The 17101-nt window shown below is 34.3% G+C and carries 17 protein-coding genes and 2 tRNA genes; 13 read left to right on the top strand and 6 right to left on the bottom strand.

What is annotated here, in order from left to right; genetic code table 11:
* Window positions 1-5: 5 nt before the first annotated feature.
* The 6 genes from RN80_RS02050 to rlmH form a co-directional block, all read right to left on the bottom strand.
* A tRNA-Glu gene (locus RN80_RS02050) sits at window positions 6-77 on the bottom strand.
* Between the two features lie 51 nt (window positions 78-128).
* Window positions 129-881, bottom strand: coding sequence for a competence system response regulator transcription factor ComE (gene comE, locus RN80_RS02045; RefSeq protein WP_000866073.1), 753 nt, complete (start codon window positions 879-881; stop codon window positions 129-131).
* Entirely contained in the window at window positions 878-2203 is a 1326-nt protein-coding gene (gene comD, locus RN80_RS02040) for a competence system sensor histidine kinase ComD (RefSeq protein WP_060627324.1), read from the bottom strand. Before comD ends, comE begins: the two co-directional genes overlap by 4 nt.
* Before the next feature lie 12 nt (window positions 2204-2215).
* Complete coding sequence (gene comC / locus RN80_RS02035; RefSeq protein ID WP_060627323.1) at window positions 2216-2338, bottom strand: competence-stimulating peptide ComC; 123 nt, start codon at window positions 2336-2338, stop codon at window positions 2216-2218.
* 164 nt (window positions 2339-2502) lie between these two features.
* A tRNA-Arg gene (locus RN80_RS02030) sits at window positions 2503-2576 on the bottom strand.
* 43 nt (window positions 2577-2619) lie between these two features.
* Entirely contained in the window at window positions 2620-3099 is a 480-nt protein-coding gene (gene rlmH, locus RN80_RS02025) for a 23S rRNA (pseudouridine(1915)-N(3))-methyltransferase RlmH (RefSeq protein ID WP_060627322.1), read from the bottom strand.
* Between the two features lie 183 nt (window positions 3100-3282).
* Here rlmH and htrA point away from each other — a divergent pair, with 183 nt between their 5' ends.
* From htrA to tilS, 13 genes are all read left to right on the top strand, one after another.
* Window positions 3283-4464, top strand: a complete 1182-nt coding sequence (gene htrA, locus RN80_RS02020; RefSeq protein WP_060627321.1) for a serine protease HtrA — start codon at window positions 3283-3285, stop codon at window positions 4462-4464.
* Between the two features lie 57 nt (window positions 4465-4521).
* A complete protein-coding gene (locus RN80_RS02015; protein WP_060627320.1) occupies window positions 4522-5280 on the top strand; it encodes a ParB/RepB/Spo0J family partition protein in 759 nt (252 codons plus the stop codon).
* 212 nt (window positions 5281-5492) lie between these two features.
* A complete protein-coding gene (gene dnaA, locus RN80_RS02010; RefSeq protein ID WP_060627319.1) occupies window positions 5493-6854 on the top strand; it encodes a chromosomal replication initiator protein DnaA in 1362 nt (453 codons plus the stop codon).
* 158 nt (window positions 6855-7012) lie between these two features.
* Complete coding sequence (gene dnaN, locus RN80_RS02005) at window positions 7013-8149, top strand: DNA polymerase III subunit beta (protein WP_060627318.1); 1137 nt, start codon at window positions 7013-7015, stop codon at window positions 8147-8149.
* Window positions 8150-8213: 64 nt separating this feature from the next.
* Window positions 8214-8408, top strand: coding sequence for a DUF951 domain-containing protein (locus RN80_RS02000; RefSeq protein ID WP_000285186.1), 195 nt, complete (start codon window positions 8214-8216; stop codon window positions 8406-8408).
* 84 nt (window positions 8409-8492) lie between these two features.
* Window positions 8493-9608, top strand: a complete 1116-nt coding sequence (gene ychF / locus RN80_RS01995) for a redox-regulated ATPase YchF (RefSeq protein WP_001218721.1) — start codon at window positions 8493-8495, stop codon at window positions 9606-9608.
* A gap of 72 nt (window positions 9609-9680) precedes the next feature.
* Entirely contained in the window at window positions 9681-10250 is a 570-nt protein-coding gene (gene pth, locus RN80_RS01990; protein ID WP_000163938.1) for an aminoacyl-tRNA hydrolase, read from the top strand.
* Window positions 10251-13754, top strand: coding sequence for a transcription-repair coupling factor (gene mfd / locus RN80_RS01985; protein ID WP_060627317.1), 3504 nt, complete (start codon window positions 10251-10253; stop codon window positions 13752-13754).
* Window positions 13755-13811: 57 nt separating this feature from the next.
* A complete protein-coding gene (locus RN80_RS01980) occupies window positions 13812-14078 on the top strand; it encodes an RNA-binding S4 domain-containing protein (RefSeq protein ID WP_001234978.1) in 267 nt (88 codons plus the stop codon).
* Complete coding sequence (locus tag RN80_RS01975) at window positions 14071-14439, top strand: septum formation initiator family protein (protein WP_000041905.1); 369 nt, start codon at window positions 14071-14073, stop codon at window positions 14437-14439. The genes RN80_RS01980 and RN80_RS01975 overlap by 8 nt, the downstream gene beginning before the upstream one ends.
* Before the next feature lie 4 nt (window positions 14440-14443).
* On the top strand, window positions 14444-14566 hold the full coding sequence (locus RN80_RS10085) for an SP_0009 family protein (protein ID WP_000429339.1): 123 nt from the start codon (window positions 14444-14446) through the stop codon (window positions 14564-14566).
* Window positions 14559-15827: a serine hydrolase gene (locus tag RN80_RS01965; RefSeq protein ID WP_060627316.1), complete on the top strand. Its 1269-nt coding sequence runs from the start codon at window positions 14559-14561 to the stop codon at window positions 15825-15827. Before RN80_RS10085 ends, RN80_RS01965 begins: the two co-directional genes overlap by 8 nt.
* Window positions 15824-17101 (top strand): tRNA lysidine(34) synthetase TilS, encoded by a 1278-nt coding sequence (gene tilS / locus RN80_RS01960; RefSeq protein WP_060627315.1) that lies wholly within the window; start codon window positions 15824-15826, stop codon window positions 17099-17101. Before RN80_RS01965 ends, tilS begins: the two co-directional genes overlap by 4 nt.

Genomic DNA, 17101 nt, shown 5'->3' with positions numbered 1-17101 from the left:
TAAAATAGTCCGTACGGGATTCGAACCCGTGTTACCGCCGTGAAAAGGCGGTGTCTTAACCCCTTGACCAACGGACCTTCTATCTGTAGCAGATATAACCATTATATCAATTTCTTGCTAATTGTCAATTACTTTTGAGATTTTTTCTCTAGAATATCTTTCAATTTTCTAATTTTTAATCTTGAAATAGGACAACGATGGTCTTCATAGAAAACAATTTCTAGGTTTTTTCGATCAATTTCTCTGATATTGCCTATATTTACCAAAAATGACTTATGAGGAGAATAAAATCGCTGAGTATGTTTGTCCTTTTCCTGAATATCTGTCATGGTACCATAAAATTCTTTTGCAAAATTCTTACCAATAATGCGCAATTTATGAGAAACTCCTGTCGTTTCAATATACAGAATGTCATGATAAGGAATTTTTAAATCATTTCCCTTGTAATTGTAGTCAAAATAATCTACCACATCTTCATTTTCAAGTAACATACTCTTCGTGTAGAAGATATTTTGCTCAATTCTCTTCTTAAATAACTCATCATTAATATCCTTATCAACAAAATCTAGAGCTGATACCTGGTATTTATAGGTTAGAGTAGCAAACTCTGATCGACTTGTGATAAAGACGATAATAGCGTAAGGATTGTGATGACGAATAAACTGAGCAACTTCAAACCCTTTTTTCTCAATTCCATGAATATCAATATCTAGAAAATAAAGCTGGTTTACTTCATCATTTTCGATATATTCCTTAAATTCACGAACTTTTCCCGTTGTCTTGTATGATATTGGAATATTCGATTCTTTCGAAATTTCATCCAATATTCTCTCTAGTCTCACTTGATGTTCAATAACATCTTCTAAAATCAAAACTTTCATTCAAATTCCCTCTTAAATCTAATGATTTGTCTAAATGTACTGCCTTCCATCTCTGTTTCTAAAATAATATTATTGTACTTATCTAGTAGTTCTTTCACATTATTTAATCCTACTCCGCGATTTCTTCCCTTAGTAGAGAATCCTAAAGCAAATAGATCTCCTGAAGGAGTCATCGTCATTTTACATGAATTCTGAATCACAATCACTGTTTCAGTTTCCATCTTAATAACTGCTACTTCCATCTGCTTTTTATAACTATCAGCCGATCCTTCGACAGCATTGTTCAATAAAACGCTCATGATACGAACCAAATCCAATAATTCAATTGGGAGCTTGGTAATCGTATCTTTTACTTCCAGTGTAAACTCTACACCATTATTTCGAGCATAGACAATGGACTGAGCAACCAAACTTCGTAAAGCTGAATCTTCTATATTGTTTAAATCAAAGTAAGTGTACTTATCTGAACGCAATTTGTGATTTGCTTTGACCAAAACTTCATTGTAAACTCTGTCAATTTCCTGTAAATCACCACTGTCAATTGCCATTTGCATACTGACAAGCATCCCAGCATAATCATGTCGAAAACCACGGATTTCATTATACAGACCGACAATTTCATCTGTATAATTCTGTAAATGTTTCTGTTCAAATTTCTTCTGCTTCAAAGCAATCTCTTTCTCCATTTGAACTTTATGAGAATTCATTGCAAAGAAGGTCAAAAGTAAAGAGATAAAGACAATAGATGATAAAATACTTCCAAAGCTATTCAAATGTTTAATCGTACTTACCATATTTGAAACGAAAGATACAATATGGAGCAGTAGTAAAGCAAAAAATACTTTTTTCAAGAAAGGATAAAGGTAGTCCTTGTCAAAATAGGCTAGTTCCAAATGGAAATAATGAATGATTGTTACGATAACGACATAAGTCAATACCGTTACAACGAAAAAGAATAGGCCATAATATTGTAAAACAAAATTGTCTCCTGTTATAGAGGAGAACGTTACGGACAGAAAGTTATGAGTGCTCTCATATAAAAGAGATAGTAGTAAACTTAGGAATAGTCCTCTATCCCTCTCATACTGTTTAATCCATCGAAAATAGGAATATAAGCCCAAAGGAAATAAAAATCTTGCAATCCCTAACCCATCTAAATTTAGAAGATAGAAGGGAAGGCCAAGTACTACTTCTACTAGTAATGTATAAGCACCAAAAAAGAATAATTCTTTTCTATTTATTTGACCTTTACAAATTAAATGGTAACTGTGACTAATAATAAAAAAATATAATATAAAATCTACTACTAAGAAAAAATTCATTCTGCTACTCCTTTATATTCTTCTTAAGAAATTAAAGAAATTATTATTTGATTTCCTCATCTCCCCACCTTGAATCTTTTGCAAGTCTTTTTCCTTCAAGGCTACAAACTGTTCCAATTTAACTGTGTTTTTCATAATAAAATCTCCTCAATGTTTTTTTCTTGTAAGCTAACTTACAAAAACTATTATACAAAATGGAATTTCGTTTTAGATAAAATTCTCTCAACTGTCATTTTTTTCTCCCAAAGTGTACTTTTTTAAGAAAAAAGCCGGGAAAATTCCCAGCTTTGCTATTATATTGATCCCAGCAGGATTCGAACCTGCGACCGTTCGCTTAGAAGGCGAATGCTCTATCCAGCTGAGCTATGAGACCTAATACAATTATTCTACCAAAAATTCAATTGAAAGTCAATTTTCTATTTATGATAGGGCGAGCCCTGCTGTATTGTAAAAGCCCGATAGATTTGTTCAACAAGGACTAGTCTCATTAACTGATGGGGCAAGGTTAAACGGCCAAAACTAACAGAGAGATTGGCTCTCTTTTTTACATCCTGTGCTAATCCCAGACTCCCCCCAATAATAAATGTAAGAGTAGAAAATCCTTTTATAGAAGCTTCTTCTAGCTGCTTACTAAATTCTTCTGAGGAGAAAGTTCTCCCTTCGATAGCCAACACAATCACGAAATCACGGTCACCAACTTTTGATAAAATTCTCTGACCTTCTATTTCTAAAATCTTTTGATTTTCTGATTCACTGGCCTTATCTGGTGTTTTTTCATCTGCTAGCTCTATCATTTCAAGCTTAGCAAATCGAGAAATTCGTTTTGAATACTCTGCAATACCATCTTTTAAATACTTTTCTTTCAGTTTCCCAACTGTTACAACTTTAATTTTCATGACTCTATTCTAACATATTCTCTATTTTTTCACATCTTATTCACAAAATAAAAGGTTAATTTTAGCCGAGAAAACCACAGATTTTTGAAAGTTATCCACAATCTGTGAAAAACTTTTTGTGTTTAAGTTATAATTAAGTTAGTCAGTTTATACTTTCAGTAATTCAAAAATATGGAGGCAAATATGAAACATTTAAAAACATTTTACAAAAAAGGGTTTCAATTATTAGTCGTTATCGTCATTAGCTTTATTAGTGGAGCCTTGGGTAGCTTTTCAATAAACCAACTAACTCAAAAAAGTACTGTAAGTACCTCTAACAACAATAGTACTATTACACAGACTGCCTATAAGAATGAAAATTCAACAACACAGGCTGTTAACAAAGTAAAAGATGCTGTTGTTTCAGTTATTACTTATTCAGCAAACAGACAAAATAGCGTATTTGGTAATGATGATACTGACACAGATTCTCAGCAGATCTCTAGTGAAGGATCTGGGGTTATTTATAAAAAGAATGATAAAGAAGCTTATATTGTCACCAATAATCACGTTATAAATGGCGCCAGCAAAGTAGATATTCGTTTGTCAGATGGAACTAAAGTACCTGGAGAAATCGTCGGAGCTGATACTTTCTCTGATATTGCTGTCGTCAAAATCTCTTCAGAAAAAGTGACAACAGTAGCTGAATTTGGTGATTCTAGTAAGCTAACCGTAGGAGAAACTGCTATTGCCATTGGTAGCCCGTTAGGTTCTGAATATGCTAATACTGTCACTCAAGGTATCGTATCTAGTCTTAATCGAAATGTGTCCTTAAAATCTGAAGATGGACAAGCCATTTCTACAAAAGCCATCCAAACTGATACTGCTATTAACCCAGGTAACTCTGGTGGTCCACTAATCAATATTCAAGGACAGGTTATCGGAATTACCTCAAGTAAAATTGCCACAAATGGAGGAACATCTGTAGAAGGTCTTGGTTTTGCAATCCCTGCAAATGATGCTATCAATATTATTGAACAGTTAGAAAAGAACGGAAAAGTAACGCGTCCAGCTTTGGGAATTCAAATGGTCAATCTCTCAAATATTAATACAAGTGATATTAGAAGACTGAATATTCCAAGCAATGTAACATCTGGTGTAGTTGTTCGTTCTGTGCAGAGCAATATGCCTGCCAATGGTCACCTTGAAAAATACGATGTTATTACAAAAATAGATGATAAGGAGATTGCTTCATCAACAGATTTACAAAGTGCTCTTTACAATCATTCTATCGGAGACACCATTAAGATAACTTACTATCGTAACGGTAAAGAAGAAACTACATCTATTAAACTTGACAAGAGTTCAGGTGATTTAGAATCTTAATTGACATCTATGTAAAGAAAGCTTTACATAAGTGAAAAGATGTGTTAGTGTAGAATCATGGAAAAATTTGAAATGATTTCTATCACAGATATACAAAAAAATCCCTATCAACCTCGAAAAGAATTTGATGGAGAAAAACTACATGAACTAGCACAGTCTATCAAAGAAAATGGGGTCATTCAACCGATTATTGTTCGTCAATCTCCTGTTATTGGTTATGAAATCCTTGCAGGAGAGAGACGCTATCGGGCTTCACTTTTAGCTGGTCTAAGGTCTATCCCAGCTGTTGTTAAACAGCTTTCAGATCAAGAGATGATGGTCCAGTCCATCATTGAAAATTTGCAAAGAGAAAATTTAAATCCAATAGAAGAAGCACGCGCCTATGAATCTCTTGTAGAGAAAGGATTTACCCATGCTGAAATTGCAGATAAAATGGGCAAGTCTCGTCCTTATATCAGCAACTCTATTCGCTTGCTGTCCTTGCCAGAACAGATCCTCTCAGAAGTAGAAAATGGCAAACTATCACAAGCCCATGCGCGTTCTCTAGTTGGGTTAAATAAGGAACAACAAGACTATTTCTTTCAACGGATTATATATGAAGACATTTCTGTAAGGAAATTAGAATCTCTTCTGACAGAGAAAAAACAAAAGAAACTTCAAAAAACGAATCATTTCATACAAAATGAAGAAGAACAGTTAAAAAAACTACTCGGATTAGATATAGAAATAAAATTGTCTAAAAAAGACAATGGAAAAATTATTATTTCTTTTTCAAATCAAGAAGAATACAGTAGAATTATCAACAGCCTGAAATAAGGCTGTTCTTTTATTTTCTTATCTCACAAGGTTATCCACTATTTTTTCCAATAAAAAGCTTAATAAATCAATAGTTTCTGATTTTATCCCCAATCTGTGGATAATACTTGATAACATTGTGGATTATTTTTCACAGCTTGTGGAAAAATCTTTCTATCTATGGTAAAATAAGTCTAGCATTAAACTTTTAGATAGTAAAGGAGGAAAAAGAATTGAAAGAAAAACAATTTTGGAATCGTATATTAGAATTTGCACAAGAAAGACTGACTCGATCCATGTATGATTTCTATGCTATTCAAGCTGAACTCATTAAGGTAGAGGAAAATGTTGCCACTATATTTTTACCACGATCTGAAATGGAAATGGTCTGGGAAAAACAACTAAAAGATATCATTGTAGTAGCTGGTTTTGAGATTTATGATGCTGAAATAACTCCCCACTATATTTTTACCAAGCCTCAAGATACGATTATCCCACAAGTTGAAGAAGCTCCAAATTCAACTCTCTATGACTATAGTCCAAAGTTAGCATCTATTCCTTATTCGGATACTGGATTAAAAGAAAAGTATACCTTTGATAATTTTATCCAAGGGGATGGAAATGTTTGGGCAGTATCAGCCGCCTTAGCTGTCTCTGAAGATTTGGCCTTGACCTATAATCCTCTTTTTATCTATGGAGGACCTGGGCTTGGTAAGACTCACTTACTCAATGCCATTGGGAATGAGATTTTGAAAAATATTCCTGATGCGCGTGTGAAGTACATTCCTGCTGAAAGCTTTATAAACGACTTTCTTGAACACCTGAGACTGGGTGAAATGGATAAGTTCAAAAAAACCTACCGTAGCCTCGATCTCTTGTTAATTGATGATATTCAATCGCTGAGTGGAAAAAAAGTTGCAACTCAAGAAGAATTTTTTAATACTTTCAATGTTCTCCATAGCAATCAAAAACAAATTGTTCTGACTAGTGATCGTAGTCCTAAACACTTAGAAGGCCTTGAAGAAAGACTTGTCACGCGCTTTAGCTGGGGCTTGACGCAAAACATCACACCACCTGACTTTGAAACACGTATTGCCATTTTACAAAGTAAAACAGAGCATTTAGACTACCATTTCCAAAGTGATACCCTAGAATACCTAGCTGGCCAATTTGATTCAAACGTTCGAGAACTTGAAGGAGCAATCAACGACATCACTTTAATTGCCAGAGTGAAGAAGATTAAGGATATCACTATCGATATCGCTGCAGAAGCCATTAGAGCTCGCAAACAAGATGTTAGCCAAATGCTCATCATCCCAATTGATAAAATCCAAAATGAAGTTGGTAACTTTTATGGTGTCAGTGTCAAAGAAATGAAGGGAAGTAGACGCCTTCAAAATATTGTTTTAGCCCGTCAAGTAGCCATGTATTTATCTAGAGAACTAACAGATAATAGTCTTCCAAAAATTGGGAAGGAATTTGGTGGAAAAGACCATACAACAGTTATTCATGCCCATGCCAAAATTAAATCTTTGATTGATGAAGACGATAATTTACGTTTAGAAATTGAATCCATCAAAAAGAAAATTAAATAACTTGTGGATAACTTTTACTTTATTATCTTTTTTATCCACATTTTTTAAACAAGCCAAAAAACTTGATATGACTTGTTTAAAGTCTGTTTTCCACAGATTTCACAGACTCTATTATTACTATTATCCTTCTAATACTAAAAATAAATAAAGGAGAATCCATGATTCATTTTTCAATTAATAAAAATTTATTTCTACAAGCATTAAATATTACTAAGAGAGCTATTAGTTCTAAAAATGCCATTCCTATTTTATCAACTGTCAAAATTGACGTGACCAATGAAGGTGTTACTTTAATTGGTTCAAATGGTCAAATTTCAATTGAAAATTTTATTTCTCAAAAAAATGAAGATGCTGGTCTATTAATTACTTCTTTAGGTTCGATTCTTCTTGAAGCTTCTTTCTTCATCAATGTGGTATCTAGTCTACCTGATGTGACTCTTGATTTTAAAGAAATTGAACAAAATCAAATTGTTTTAACCAGTGGAAAATCAGAAATTACCCTAAAAGGAAAAGATAGCGAACAGTATCCACGAATCCAAGAAATTTCAGCAAGCACTCCTTTGGTTCTTGAAACAAAATTACTCAAGAAAATTATCAATGAAACAGCATTTGCTGCAAGTACACAAGAGAGTCGTCCAATTTTGACAGGTGTTCATTTTGTATTGAGTCAACACAAAGAGTTAAAAACAGTTGCAACAGACTCTCATCGTCTAAGCCAGAAAAAATTAACGCTTGAGAAAAATAGTGATGATTTTGATGTCGTGATTCCTAGCCGTTCTCTACGCGAATTTTCAGCGGTATTTACAGATGATATCGAAACTGTAGAGATTTTCTTTGCCAATAACCAAATCCTCTTTAGAAGCGAAAATATTAGCTTCTATACTCGTCTCCTCGAAGGAAACTATCCTGATACAGATCGTTTGATTCCAACAGACTTTAATACTACTATTACTTTTGATGTTGTAAACTTACGCCAGTCAATGGAACGTGCTCGTCTTTTATCAAGTGCTACTCAAAATGGTACTGTGAAACTTGAAATAAAAGATGGGGTTGTTAGCGCTCATGTTAACTCGCCAGAAGTTGGTAAAGTAAACGAAGAAATCGATACTGATCAGGTTACTGGTGAAGATTTGACAATTAGTTTCAACCCAACTTACTTGATTGATTCTCTTAAAGCTTTAAATAGCGAAAAAGTGACCATTAGTTTTATCTCAGCTGTTCGTCCATTTACTCTTGTGCCAGCAGACACTGATGAGGACTTCATGCAGCTCATTACACCAGTTCGTACAAATTAAGTGAAAGAGGTTGAGCCTGGCTCGCCTCTTTTATGATATAATCGAAAAAGAAAAGGAGAGTAGTATGTATCAAGTTGGAAATTTTGTTGAAATGAAAAAACCACATGCTTGCACAATCAAGTCAACAGGAAAAAAAGCTAATCGTTGGGAAATTACACGTGTAGGAGCAGATATCAAAATCAAATGTAGCAATTGTGACCATGTTGTCATGATGGGACGCTATGATTTTGATCGAAAAATGAATAAAATTATTGACTGAAAACCCTTAGTTAGAGGGTTAGCAAGTTTTCCCTTTTTGTGTTATAATATTAGGGATTGAAATGAAAACGGAGAATGAGAAAATATGGCTTTAACAGCAGGTATCGTTGGTTTGCCAAACGTTGGTAAATCAACACTATTTAATGCAATTACAAAAGCAGGAGCAGAGGCAGCAAATTACCCATTTGCGACGATTGATCCAAATGTTGGAATGGTAGAAGTTCCAGATGAACGCCTACAAAAACTAACGGAAATGATTACTCCTAAAAAGACAGTTCCAACAACATTTGAATTTACAGATATCGCAGGAATTGTAAAAGGAGCTTCAAAAGGAGAAGGGCTAGGGAATAAATTCTTGGCCAATATTCGTGAAGTAGACGCGATTGTTCACGTAGTTCGTGCTTTTGATGATGAAAATGTCATGCGCGAGCAAGGACGTGAAGACGCCTTTGTGGATCCACTGGCAGATATTGATACTATTAACCTAGAGTTGATTCTTGCTGACTTAGAATCAGTTAATAAGCGCTATATGCGTGTAGAAAAGATGGCACGTACGCAAAAAGATAAAGAATCAGTAGCAGAATTTAATGTTCTTCAAAAGATTAAACCTGTTCTTGAAGATGGAAAATCAGCTCGAACTATTGAATTTACAGATGAGGAACAAAAGGTTGTCAAAGGTCTCTTCCTGTTAACGACTAAACCAGTGCTCTATGTTGCTAATGTGGACGAGGATGTAGTTTCAGAACCTGACTCTATCGACTATGTTAAACAAATTCGTGAATTCGCAGCGACAGAAAATGCTGAAGTAGTCGTTATTTCTGCGCGTGCTGAGGAAGAAATTTCTGAGTTAGACGAAGAAGACAAGCAAGAGTTTCTTGAAGCACTTGGGTTGACAGAATCAGGCGTTGACAAGTTGACTCGTGCAGCTTACCACTTGCTTGGACTGGGAACTTACTTCACAGCTGGCGAAAAAGAAGTTCGCGCTTGGACCTTCAAACGTGGTATGAAGGCTCCTCAAGCAGCTGGTATTATCCACTCAGACTTTGAAAAAGGATTTATTCGTGCAGTAACTATGTCATATGAGGATCTAGTGAAATACGGATCTGAAAAGGCTGTAAAAGAAGCTGGACGCTTGCGTGAAGAAGGAAAAGAATATATCGTTCAAGACGGCGATATCATGGAATTCCGCTTTAATGTCTAAAAAAATTAATGAATAGTGTCAATTAGGTTGGAAAAAAATTCCAACCCTTTTGGCTTTTGAAAGGAAAAATAAATGACCAAATTACTTGTAGGCTTGGGAAATCCAGGAGATAAATATTTTGAAACAAAACACAATGTTGGCTTTATGTTGATTGACCAACTAGCGAAGAAACAGAATGTCACTTTTACACACGATAAGATATTTCAAGCTGACCTAGCATCCTTTTTCCTAAATGGAGAAAAAATTTATCTTGTCAAACCAACGACATTTATGAATGAAAGTGGAAAAGCGGTTCATGCTTTATTGACTTACTATGGTTTGGATATTGAAGATTTACTCATCATTTATGATGATCTTGACATGGAAGTTGGAAAGATTCGTTTAAGAGCAAAGGGATCCGCAGGTGGTCATAATGGTATCAAGTCTATTATTCAACATATTGGAACCCAAACCTTTAATCGTGTTAAGATTGGAATCGGAAGACCTAAAAATGGAATGTCAGTTGTTAACCATGTTTTGAGTACCTTTGACAAGGATGATTATATTGGTATTTTACAGTCTATTGACAAAGTTGACGATTCTGTAAACTACTATTTACAAGAGAAAAATTTTGAGAAAACAATGCAGAGGTATAACGGATAAATGTTAACCTTATTAGATTTATTCTCAGAAAATAATCAGATAAAAAAATGGCATCGAAATCTGACAGATAAGAAAAGACAATTAATGTTAGGCTTGTCAACTTCTACAAAAGCTTTAGCAATTGCTAGTAGTTTGAGACAGGAAGATAAGATTGTGTTATTGACGTCAACTTATGGAGAAGCAGAAGGACTTGTTAGTGATCTTATATCTGTCTTGGGTGAGGAACTTGTCTATCCATTTTTAGTAGATGACTCCCCTATGGTCGAGTTTTTGATGTCTTCACAAGAAAAAATCATTTCACGGGTTGAAGCCTTGCGTTTTTTGACTGATTCATTTAAGAAAGGGATTTTAGTTTGTAATATCGCAGCAAGTCGATTGATTTTACCGTCTCCCAATATATTCAAAGATAGTATTGTAAAAATAACAGTTGGTGAAGAATATGATCAACACACGTTTATCCATCAGTTAAAGGAAATAGGTTATCGCAAAGTTACGCAAGTACAAACTCAAGGTGAGTTTAGTATTCGAGGAGATATTTTAGATATTTTTGAGATGTCTCAGTTAGAACCTTTCCGAATCGAGTTTTTTGGTGATGAAGTAGATGGAATTCGGACTTTTGAAGTAGAAACACAATTATCAAAAGAAAATCAAACAGAACTCACTATCTTTCCAGCAAGTGATATACTTTTGAGGGAAAAGGACTATCTACGAGGGCAGTCAGCTTTAGAAAAGCAAATTTCAAAGACCTTATCACCAATTTTAAAATCATACTTGGAAGAGATTTTGTCAAGTTTTCATCAAAAACAAGTACATTCAGATAGTCGAAAGTTTTTATCTTTATGTTACGATAAAACATGGACTATATTTGATTATATTGAAAAAGATACACCAATATTCTTTGATGATTACCAAAAATTGATGAATCATTATGAAGCCTTTGAAAGAGAGTTAGCGCAATACTTTACAGAAGATTTACAGAATGGTAAATCATTTTCTGATATGCAGTATTTTGCAGATACAGAACAAACCTATAAAAAACAAAGTCCAGTTACCTTTTTCTCCAATCTCCAAAAAGGGTTAGGAAATCTCAAGTTTGATCACATTTATCAATTTAATCAATTTCCCATGCAGGAGTTTTTCAATCAATTTTCTTTTCTTAAAGAAGAAATTGAGCGATATAAAAAAATGGACTACACCATTATTCTGCAGTCTAGCAATTCAATGGGAAGTAAAACATTGGAGGATGTTTTAGAGGAATATCAGATTAAATTGGATTCCAGAAATAAGTCAAGCGTTTGTAAAGAATCTGTAAACTTAATCGAGGGTAACCTCAGACATGGTTTTCATTTTGTAGATGAAAAAATTCTCTTGATCACTGAACATGAGATTTTTCAAAAGAAATTAAAACGTCGTTTTCGAAGACAACATGTTTCAAATGCAGAGCGATTAAAAGATTATAATGAACTTGAAAAAGGGGACTACGTTGTTCACCATATTCATGGAATTGGTCAATATCTAGGCATTGAAACAATTGAAATCAAAGAGATTCACCGTGATTATGTCAGTGTTAAATATCAAAATGGGGATCAAATCTCCATCCCAGTTGAGCAGATTCAGTTACTGTCAAAATATGTTTCAAGTGATGGGAAAGCTCCAAAACTTAATAAATTAAATGATGGTCATTTTAAAAAGGCTAAGCAAAAAGTTAAGAACCAGGTAGAGGATATAGCTGACGATTTAATCAAGCTTTATTCTGAGCGTAGTCAGTTGAAGGGGGTTGCTTTCTCAGCTGATGATGAGGATCAACATGCTTTTGATGATGCCTTCCCTTATGTTGAAACGGATGATCAACTTCGTAGTATTGAGGAAATCAAGAGAGATATGCAGGATTCTCATCCCATGGATCGACTTCTAGTTGGAGATGTTGGTTTTGGGAAGACTGAAGTTGCAATGCGTGCAGCCTTTAAGGCGGTCAATGATCATAAACAAGTTGTCGTTCTAGTTCCGACGACGGTTTTAGCGCAACAACACTATACAAATTTTAAAGAGAGATTCCAAAATTTTGCAGTTAATATTGATGTGTTGAGTCGTTTTAGAAGTAAAAAAGAGCAGACTGAAACACTTGAAAAATTGAAAAAGGGTCAAGTTGATATTTTGATTGGAACCCATCGTGTTTTGTCAAAAGATGTTGTGTTTGCTGATTTAGGCTTGATGATTATTGATGAGGAACAGCGATTTGGTGTCAAGCATAAGGAAACCTTGAAAGAACTGAAGAAACAAGTGGATGTCCTAACTTTGACCGCTACTCCAATCCCTCGTACCCTCCATATGTCTATGCTGGGAATCAGAGATTTGTCTGTTATTGAAACTCCGCCGACTAATCGCTATCCTGTTCAGACCTATGTTTTGGAAAAGAATGATAGTGTGATTCGTGATGCTGTTTTACGTGAAATGGACCGTGGAGGTCAAGTTTACTATCTTTACAATAAAGTTGACACAATTGATCAGAAGGTTTCAGAATTACAGGAGTTGATTCCAGAGGCTTCGATTGGGTATGTTCATGGGCAAATGAGTGAGATTCAGTTAGAAAATACTCTACTGGGTTTCATTGAAGGTCAGTATGATATCTTGGTGACAACTACCATTATTGAGACAGGGGTGGACATTCCAAATGCCAATACTTTATTTATTGAAAATGCGGACCATATGGGCTTGTCAACCTTGTATCAGTTAAGAGGAAGAGTCGGTCGTAGTAATCGTATTGCTTATGCCTATCTCATGTATCGTCCAGAAAAATCAATCAGTGAAGTCTCCGAGAAGAGATTAGAAGCGATTAAAGGATTTACAGAATTGGGCTCTGGATTTAAGATTGCAATGCGAGATCTTTCGATTCGCGGAGCAGGAAATCTTTTAGGAAAATCCCAGTCTGGTTTCATTGATTCTGTTGGTTTTGAATTGTATTCGCAGTTATTGGAGGAAGCTATTGCTAAACGACATGGTAATGGGAACACAAGAACCAAAGGAAATACCGAATTGATTTTACAAATTGATGCCTATCTTCCTGATACCTATATTTCTGATCAACGACATAAGATTGAAATTTACAAGAAAATTCGTCAAATTGACAATCGTGTCAACTACGAAGAATTACAAGAAGAGTTGATGGACCGCTTTGGAGAGTACCCAGACGTGGTAGCCTATCTTTTAGAGATTGGTTTGGTTAAGTCTTATCTTGATAAGGTCTTTGTTCAACGTGTGGAACGAAAAGAAAATAAGATTACAGTTCAATTTGAAAAAATTACTCAGCGATTGTTTTTGGCTCAAGATTATTTTAAATCTTTATCCGCAACGAATTTAAAAGCAGCCATAACTGAGAATAAGGGATTAATGGAAGTTGTATTTGATGTCCAAAATAAGAAGGACTATGAAATTTTAGAAGGTCTGCTCATTTTTGGAGAAAGTTTATTAGAGATAAAAGTATCGAAAGAAGGCAATTCCCTTTAACATTTTTCTTCTATAAAATAGATAAAAATGATACAATAATAATTTGAGGTAATAAAAATGAGATTAGACAAATATTTAAAAGTATCACGAATTATCAAGCGTCGTACAGTCGCAAAAGAAGTAGCAGATAAAGGAAGAATCAAGGTAAATGGAATCTTGGCCAAAAGTTCAACGGATTTGAAAGTTAATGACCAAGTTGAAATTCGCTTTGGCAATAAGTTGCTACTTGTAAAAGTACTAGAGATGAAGGATAGTACAAAAAAAGAAGATGCAGCAGGAATGTATGAAATTATCAGTGAAACACGGGTAGAAGAAAATGTCTAAAAATATCGTACAATTGAATAATTCTTTTATTCAAAATGAACACCAACGTCGTCGCTATCTGATGAAAGAACGACAAAAACGTAATCGTTTCATGGGTTGGGTTCTTATTTTGATGATTTTATTGTTCATTTTACCAACTTATAATCTTGCTCAAAGCTATCATCAATTACTCCAAAGACGTCAACAGTTATCAGACTTGCAAACTCAGTATCAAACCTTGAGTGAGGAAAAGGAGAAAGAGACAGCTTTTGCCACAAAGTTGAAAGATGAAGATTATGCTGCTAAATACATGCGTGCAAAATATTATTATTCTAAGAATCGGGAAGCTGTTTATACGATTCCTGACTTGCTCCCAAGGTGATAAAATGGAAAATTTATTAGATGTAATAGAGCAATTTTTGAGTCTATCGGAAGAAAAGCTGGAAGAGTTGGCTGATAAAAATCAATTATTGCGTTTACAAGAAGAAAAGGAAAGGAAGAATGCGTAAATTCTTAATTATTTTGTTGTTACCGAGTTTTTTGACCATTTCAAAAGTCGTTAGCACAGAAAAAGAAGTAGTCTATACTTCGAAAGAAATTTATTACCTTTCACAATCTAACTTTGGTATTTATTTTAGAGAAAAATTAAGTTCTCCCATGGTTTATGGAGAGGTTCCTGTTTATGCGAATGAAGATTTAGTAGTGGAATCTGGAAAATTGACTCCCCAAACAAGTTTTCAAATAACCGAGTGGCGCTTAAATAAACAAGGAATTCCGGTATTTAAGCTATCAAATCATCAATTTATAGCTGCGGACAAACGATTTTTATATGATCAATCAGAGATAACTCCAACAATAAAAAAAGTATGGTTAGAATTTGATTTTAAACTGTACAATAGTCCTTATGACTTAAAAGAAGTGAAATCATCCTTATCAGCTTATTCTCAGGTATCAATCGATAAGACCATGTTTGTAGAAGGAAGAGAATTTCTACATATTGATCAGACTGGATGGGTAGCTAAAGAATCAACTTCTGAAGAAGATAATCGGATGAGTAAAGTCCAAGAAATGTTATCGGAAAAATATCAGAAGGATTCATTTTCTATTTATGTTAAGCAACTGACTACTGGAAAAGAAGCTGGTATCAATCAAGATGAAAAGATGTATGCAGCTAGTGTTTTGAAACTCCCTTATCTTTATTATACGCAAGAAAAAATAAATGAGGGGATTTATCAGTTAGACACGACTGTAAAATACGTATCTGCAGTCAATGATTTTCCAGGTTCTTATAAACCAGAGGGAAGTGGTAGCCTCCCTAAAAAAGAGGATAATAAAGAGTATTCTCTCAAGGACTTAATAACGAAAGTATCAAAAGAATCGGATAACGTAGCTCATAATCTGTTGGGATATTACATTTCAAACCAATCTGATGCCACATTTAAATCCAAGATGTCTGCTATTATGGGAGATAATTGGGATCCAAAAGAAAAATTGATTTCTTCTAAAATGGCTGGGAATGTTATGGAAGCTATTTATAATCAAAACGGATTTGTATTGGAGTCCTTGACCAAAACAGATTTTGATAATGAGCGCATTGCCAAAGGTGTTTCTGTGAAGGTAGCTCATAAAATTGGAGATGCGGATGAATTTAAGCATGATACAGGTGTTGTCTATGCAGATTCTCCATTTATTCTTTCTATTTTCACTAAAAATTCTGATTATGATACGATTTCTAAGATAGCCAAAGATGTTTATGAGGTTCTAAAATGAGGGAACAAGATTTTTTAAATCATTTTCTCAAGAAGGGATATTTCAAAAAGCATGCTAAGGTGGTTCTAGCTCTTTCTGGTGGATTAGATTCTATGTTTCTATTTAAGGTGTTATCTACGTATCAAAAAGAGTTAGAAATTGAATTGATTCTAGCTCATGTGAATCATAAGCAGAGAGTAGAATCAGATTGGGAAGAACAGGAATTAAGGAAGTTAGCTGCTGAAGCAGAGTTTCCTATTTATATCAGCAATTTTTCAGGAAAATTTTCAGAAGCGCGGGCTCGACATTTTCGTTATGATTTTTTTAAAGAGGTCATGATAAAGACTGGTGCGACAGCCTTGGTAACTGCCCACCATGCTGATGATCAGGTGGAAACTATTTTAATGCGTTTGATTAGAGGAACTCGTTTGCGCTATCTATCAGGAATTAAGGAGAAGCAAGTAGTCGGAGAGATAGAAATCATTCGGCCCTTCTTGCATTTTCAGAAAAAAGACTTTCCATCAATTTTTCACTTTGAAGATATATCAAATCAGGAAAATCATTATTTTCGCAATCGTATTCGAAATTCTTATTTACCAGAATTAGAGAAAGAAAATCCTAGATTTAGAGATGCAATCTTAAGCATCGGCAATGAAATTTTAGATTATGATTTAGCTATAGCTGAATTATCAAAGAATATTGATGTAGAAAATTTAGATCAGCTATTATCTTACTCTGAGTCGACACAAAGAGTTTTACTTCAAACTTATCTGAATCGTTTTTCAGATTTGAATCTTACAAAATCTCAGTTTGCTGAAGTTAGACAAATTTTAAAAACTAAAAGCCAGTATTGTCATACGCTTAAAAATGGTTATGAATTAGTAAAAGAGTATCAACAGTTTCGGATTTGTAAAATCAGTCCTCAGTCTGATGAAAAGGAAGATGAACTTGTGTTACACTATCAAAATCAGGTATCTTACCAAGGTTATTTATTTTCCTTTGGAATTCCATTAGAAGGTGAATCAATTCAACAAATACCTGTTTCACGCGAAACATCCATACACATTCGTCATAGAAAACCAAGAGATTTTTTGATTCAAAATGGGCATAGAAAAAAACTCAGACGTCTATTTATTGATTTGAAAATCCCTATGGAAAAGCGAAAATCAGCTCTGATTATTGAGCAATTTGGTGAAATTGTCTCAATTTTGGGAATTGCGACCAGTAATTTGAGTAAAAACACGAAAAATGATATAATGAACACTGTACTTTATATAGAAAAAATAGATAGGTAA

The organism is Streptococcus mitis (genome assembly GCF_001281025.1).
GTDB lineage: Bacteria > Bacillota > Bacilli > Lactobacillales > Streptococcaceae > Streptococcus > Streptococcus mitis_AK.
This window is presented reverse-complemented; position numbering and strand designations above follow the sequence as displayed.

Excerpts from the sequence above, each read along its gene's own strand:
- ychF (WP_001218721.1), top strand. The coding sequence starts at position 8,493 with ATGGCTTTAACAGCAGGTATCGTTGGTTTGCCAAACGTTGGTAAATCA.
- comD (WP_060627324.1), bottom strand. The coding sequence starts at position 2,203 with ATGAATTTTTTCTTAGTAGTAGATTTTATATTATATTTTTTTATTATT.
- rlmH (WP_060627322.1), bottom strand. The coding sequence starts at position 3,099 with ATGAAAATTAAAGTTGTAACAGTTGGGAAACTGAAAGAAAAGTATTTA.
- RN80_RS10085 (WP_000429339.1), top strand. The coding sequence starts at position 14,444 with ATGGAAAATTTATTAGATGTAATAGAGCAATTTTTGAGTCTATCGGAA.
- htrA (WP_060627321.1), top strand. The coding sequence starts at position 3,283 with ATGAAACATTTAAAAACATTTTACAAAAAAGGGTTTCAATTATTAGTC.
- dnaN (WP_060627318.1), top strand. The coding sequence starts at position 7,013 with ATGATTCATTTTTCAATTAATAAAAATTTATTTCTACAAGCATTAAAT.
- pth (WP_000163938.1), top strand. The coding sequence starts at position 9,681 with ATGACCAAATTACTTGTAGGCTTGGGAAATCCAGGAGATAAATATTTT.
- comE (WP_000866073.1), bottom strand. The coding sequence starts at position 881 with ATGAAAGTTTTGATTTTAGAAGATGTTATTGAACATCAAGTGAGACTA.
- RN80_RS02015 (WP_060627320.1), top strand. The coding sequence starts at position 4,522 with ATGGAAAAATTTGAAATGATTTCTATCACAGATATACAAAAAAATCCC.
- RN80_RS02000 (WP_000285186.1), top strand. The coding sequence starts at position 8,214 with ATGTATCAAGTTGGAAATTTTGTTGAAATGAAAAAACCACATGCTTGC.
- RN80_RS01980 (WP_001234978.1), top strand. The coding sequence starts at position 13,812 with ATGAGATTAGACAAATATTTAAAAGTATCACGAATTATCAAGCGTCGT.
- tilS (WP_060627315.1), top strand. The coding sequence starts at position 15,824 with ATGAGGGAACAAGATTTTTTAAATCATTTTCTCAAGAAGGGATATTTC.
- RN80_RS01965 (WP_060627316.1), top strand. The coding sequence starts at position 14,559 with ATGCGTAAATTCTTAATTATTTTGTTGTTACCGAGTTTTTTGACCATT.
- comC (WP_060627323.1), bottom strand. The coding sequence starts at position 2,338 with ATGAAAAACACAGTTAAATTGGAACAGTTTGTAGCCTTGAAGGAAAAA.
- mfd (WP_060627317.1), top strand. The coding sequence starts at position 10,251 with ATGTTAACCTTATTAGATTTATTCTCAGAAAATAATCAGATAAAAAAA.
- RN80_RS01975 (WP_000041905.1), top strand. The coding sequence starts at position 14,071 with ATGTCTAAAAATATCGTACAATTGAATAATTCTTTTATTCAAAATGAA.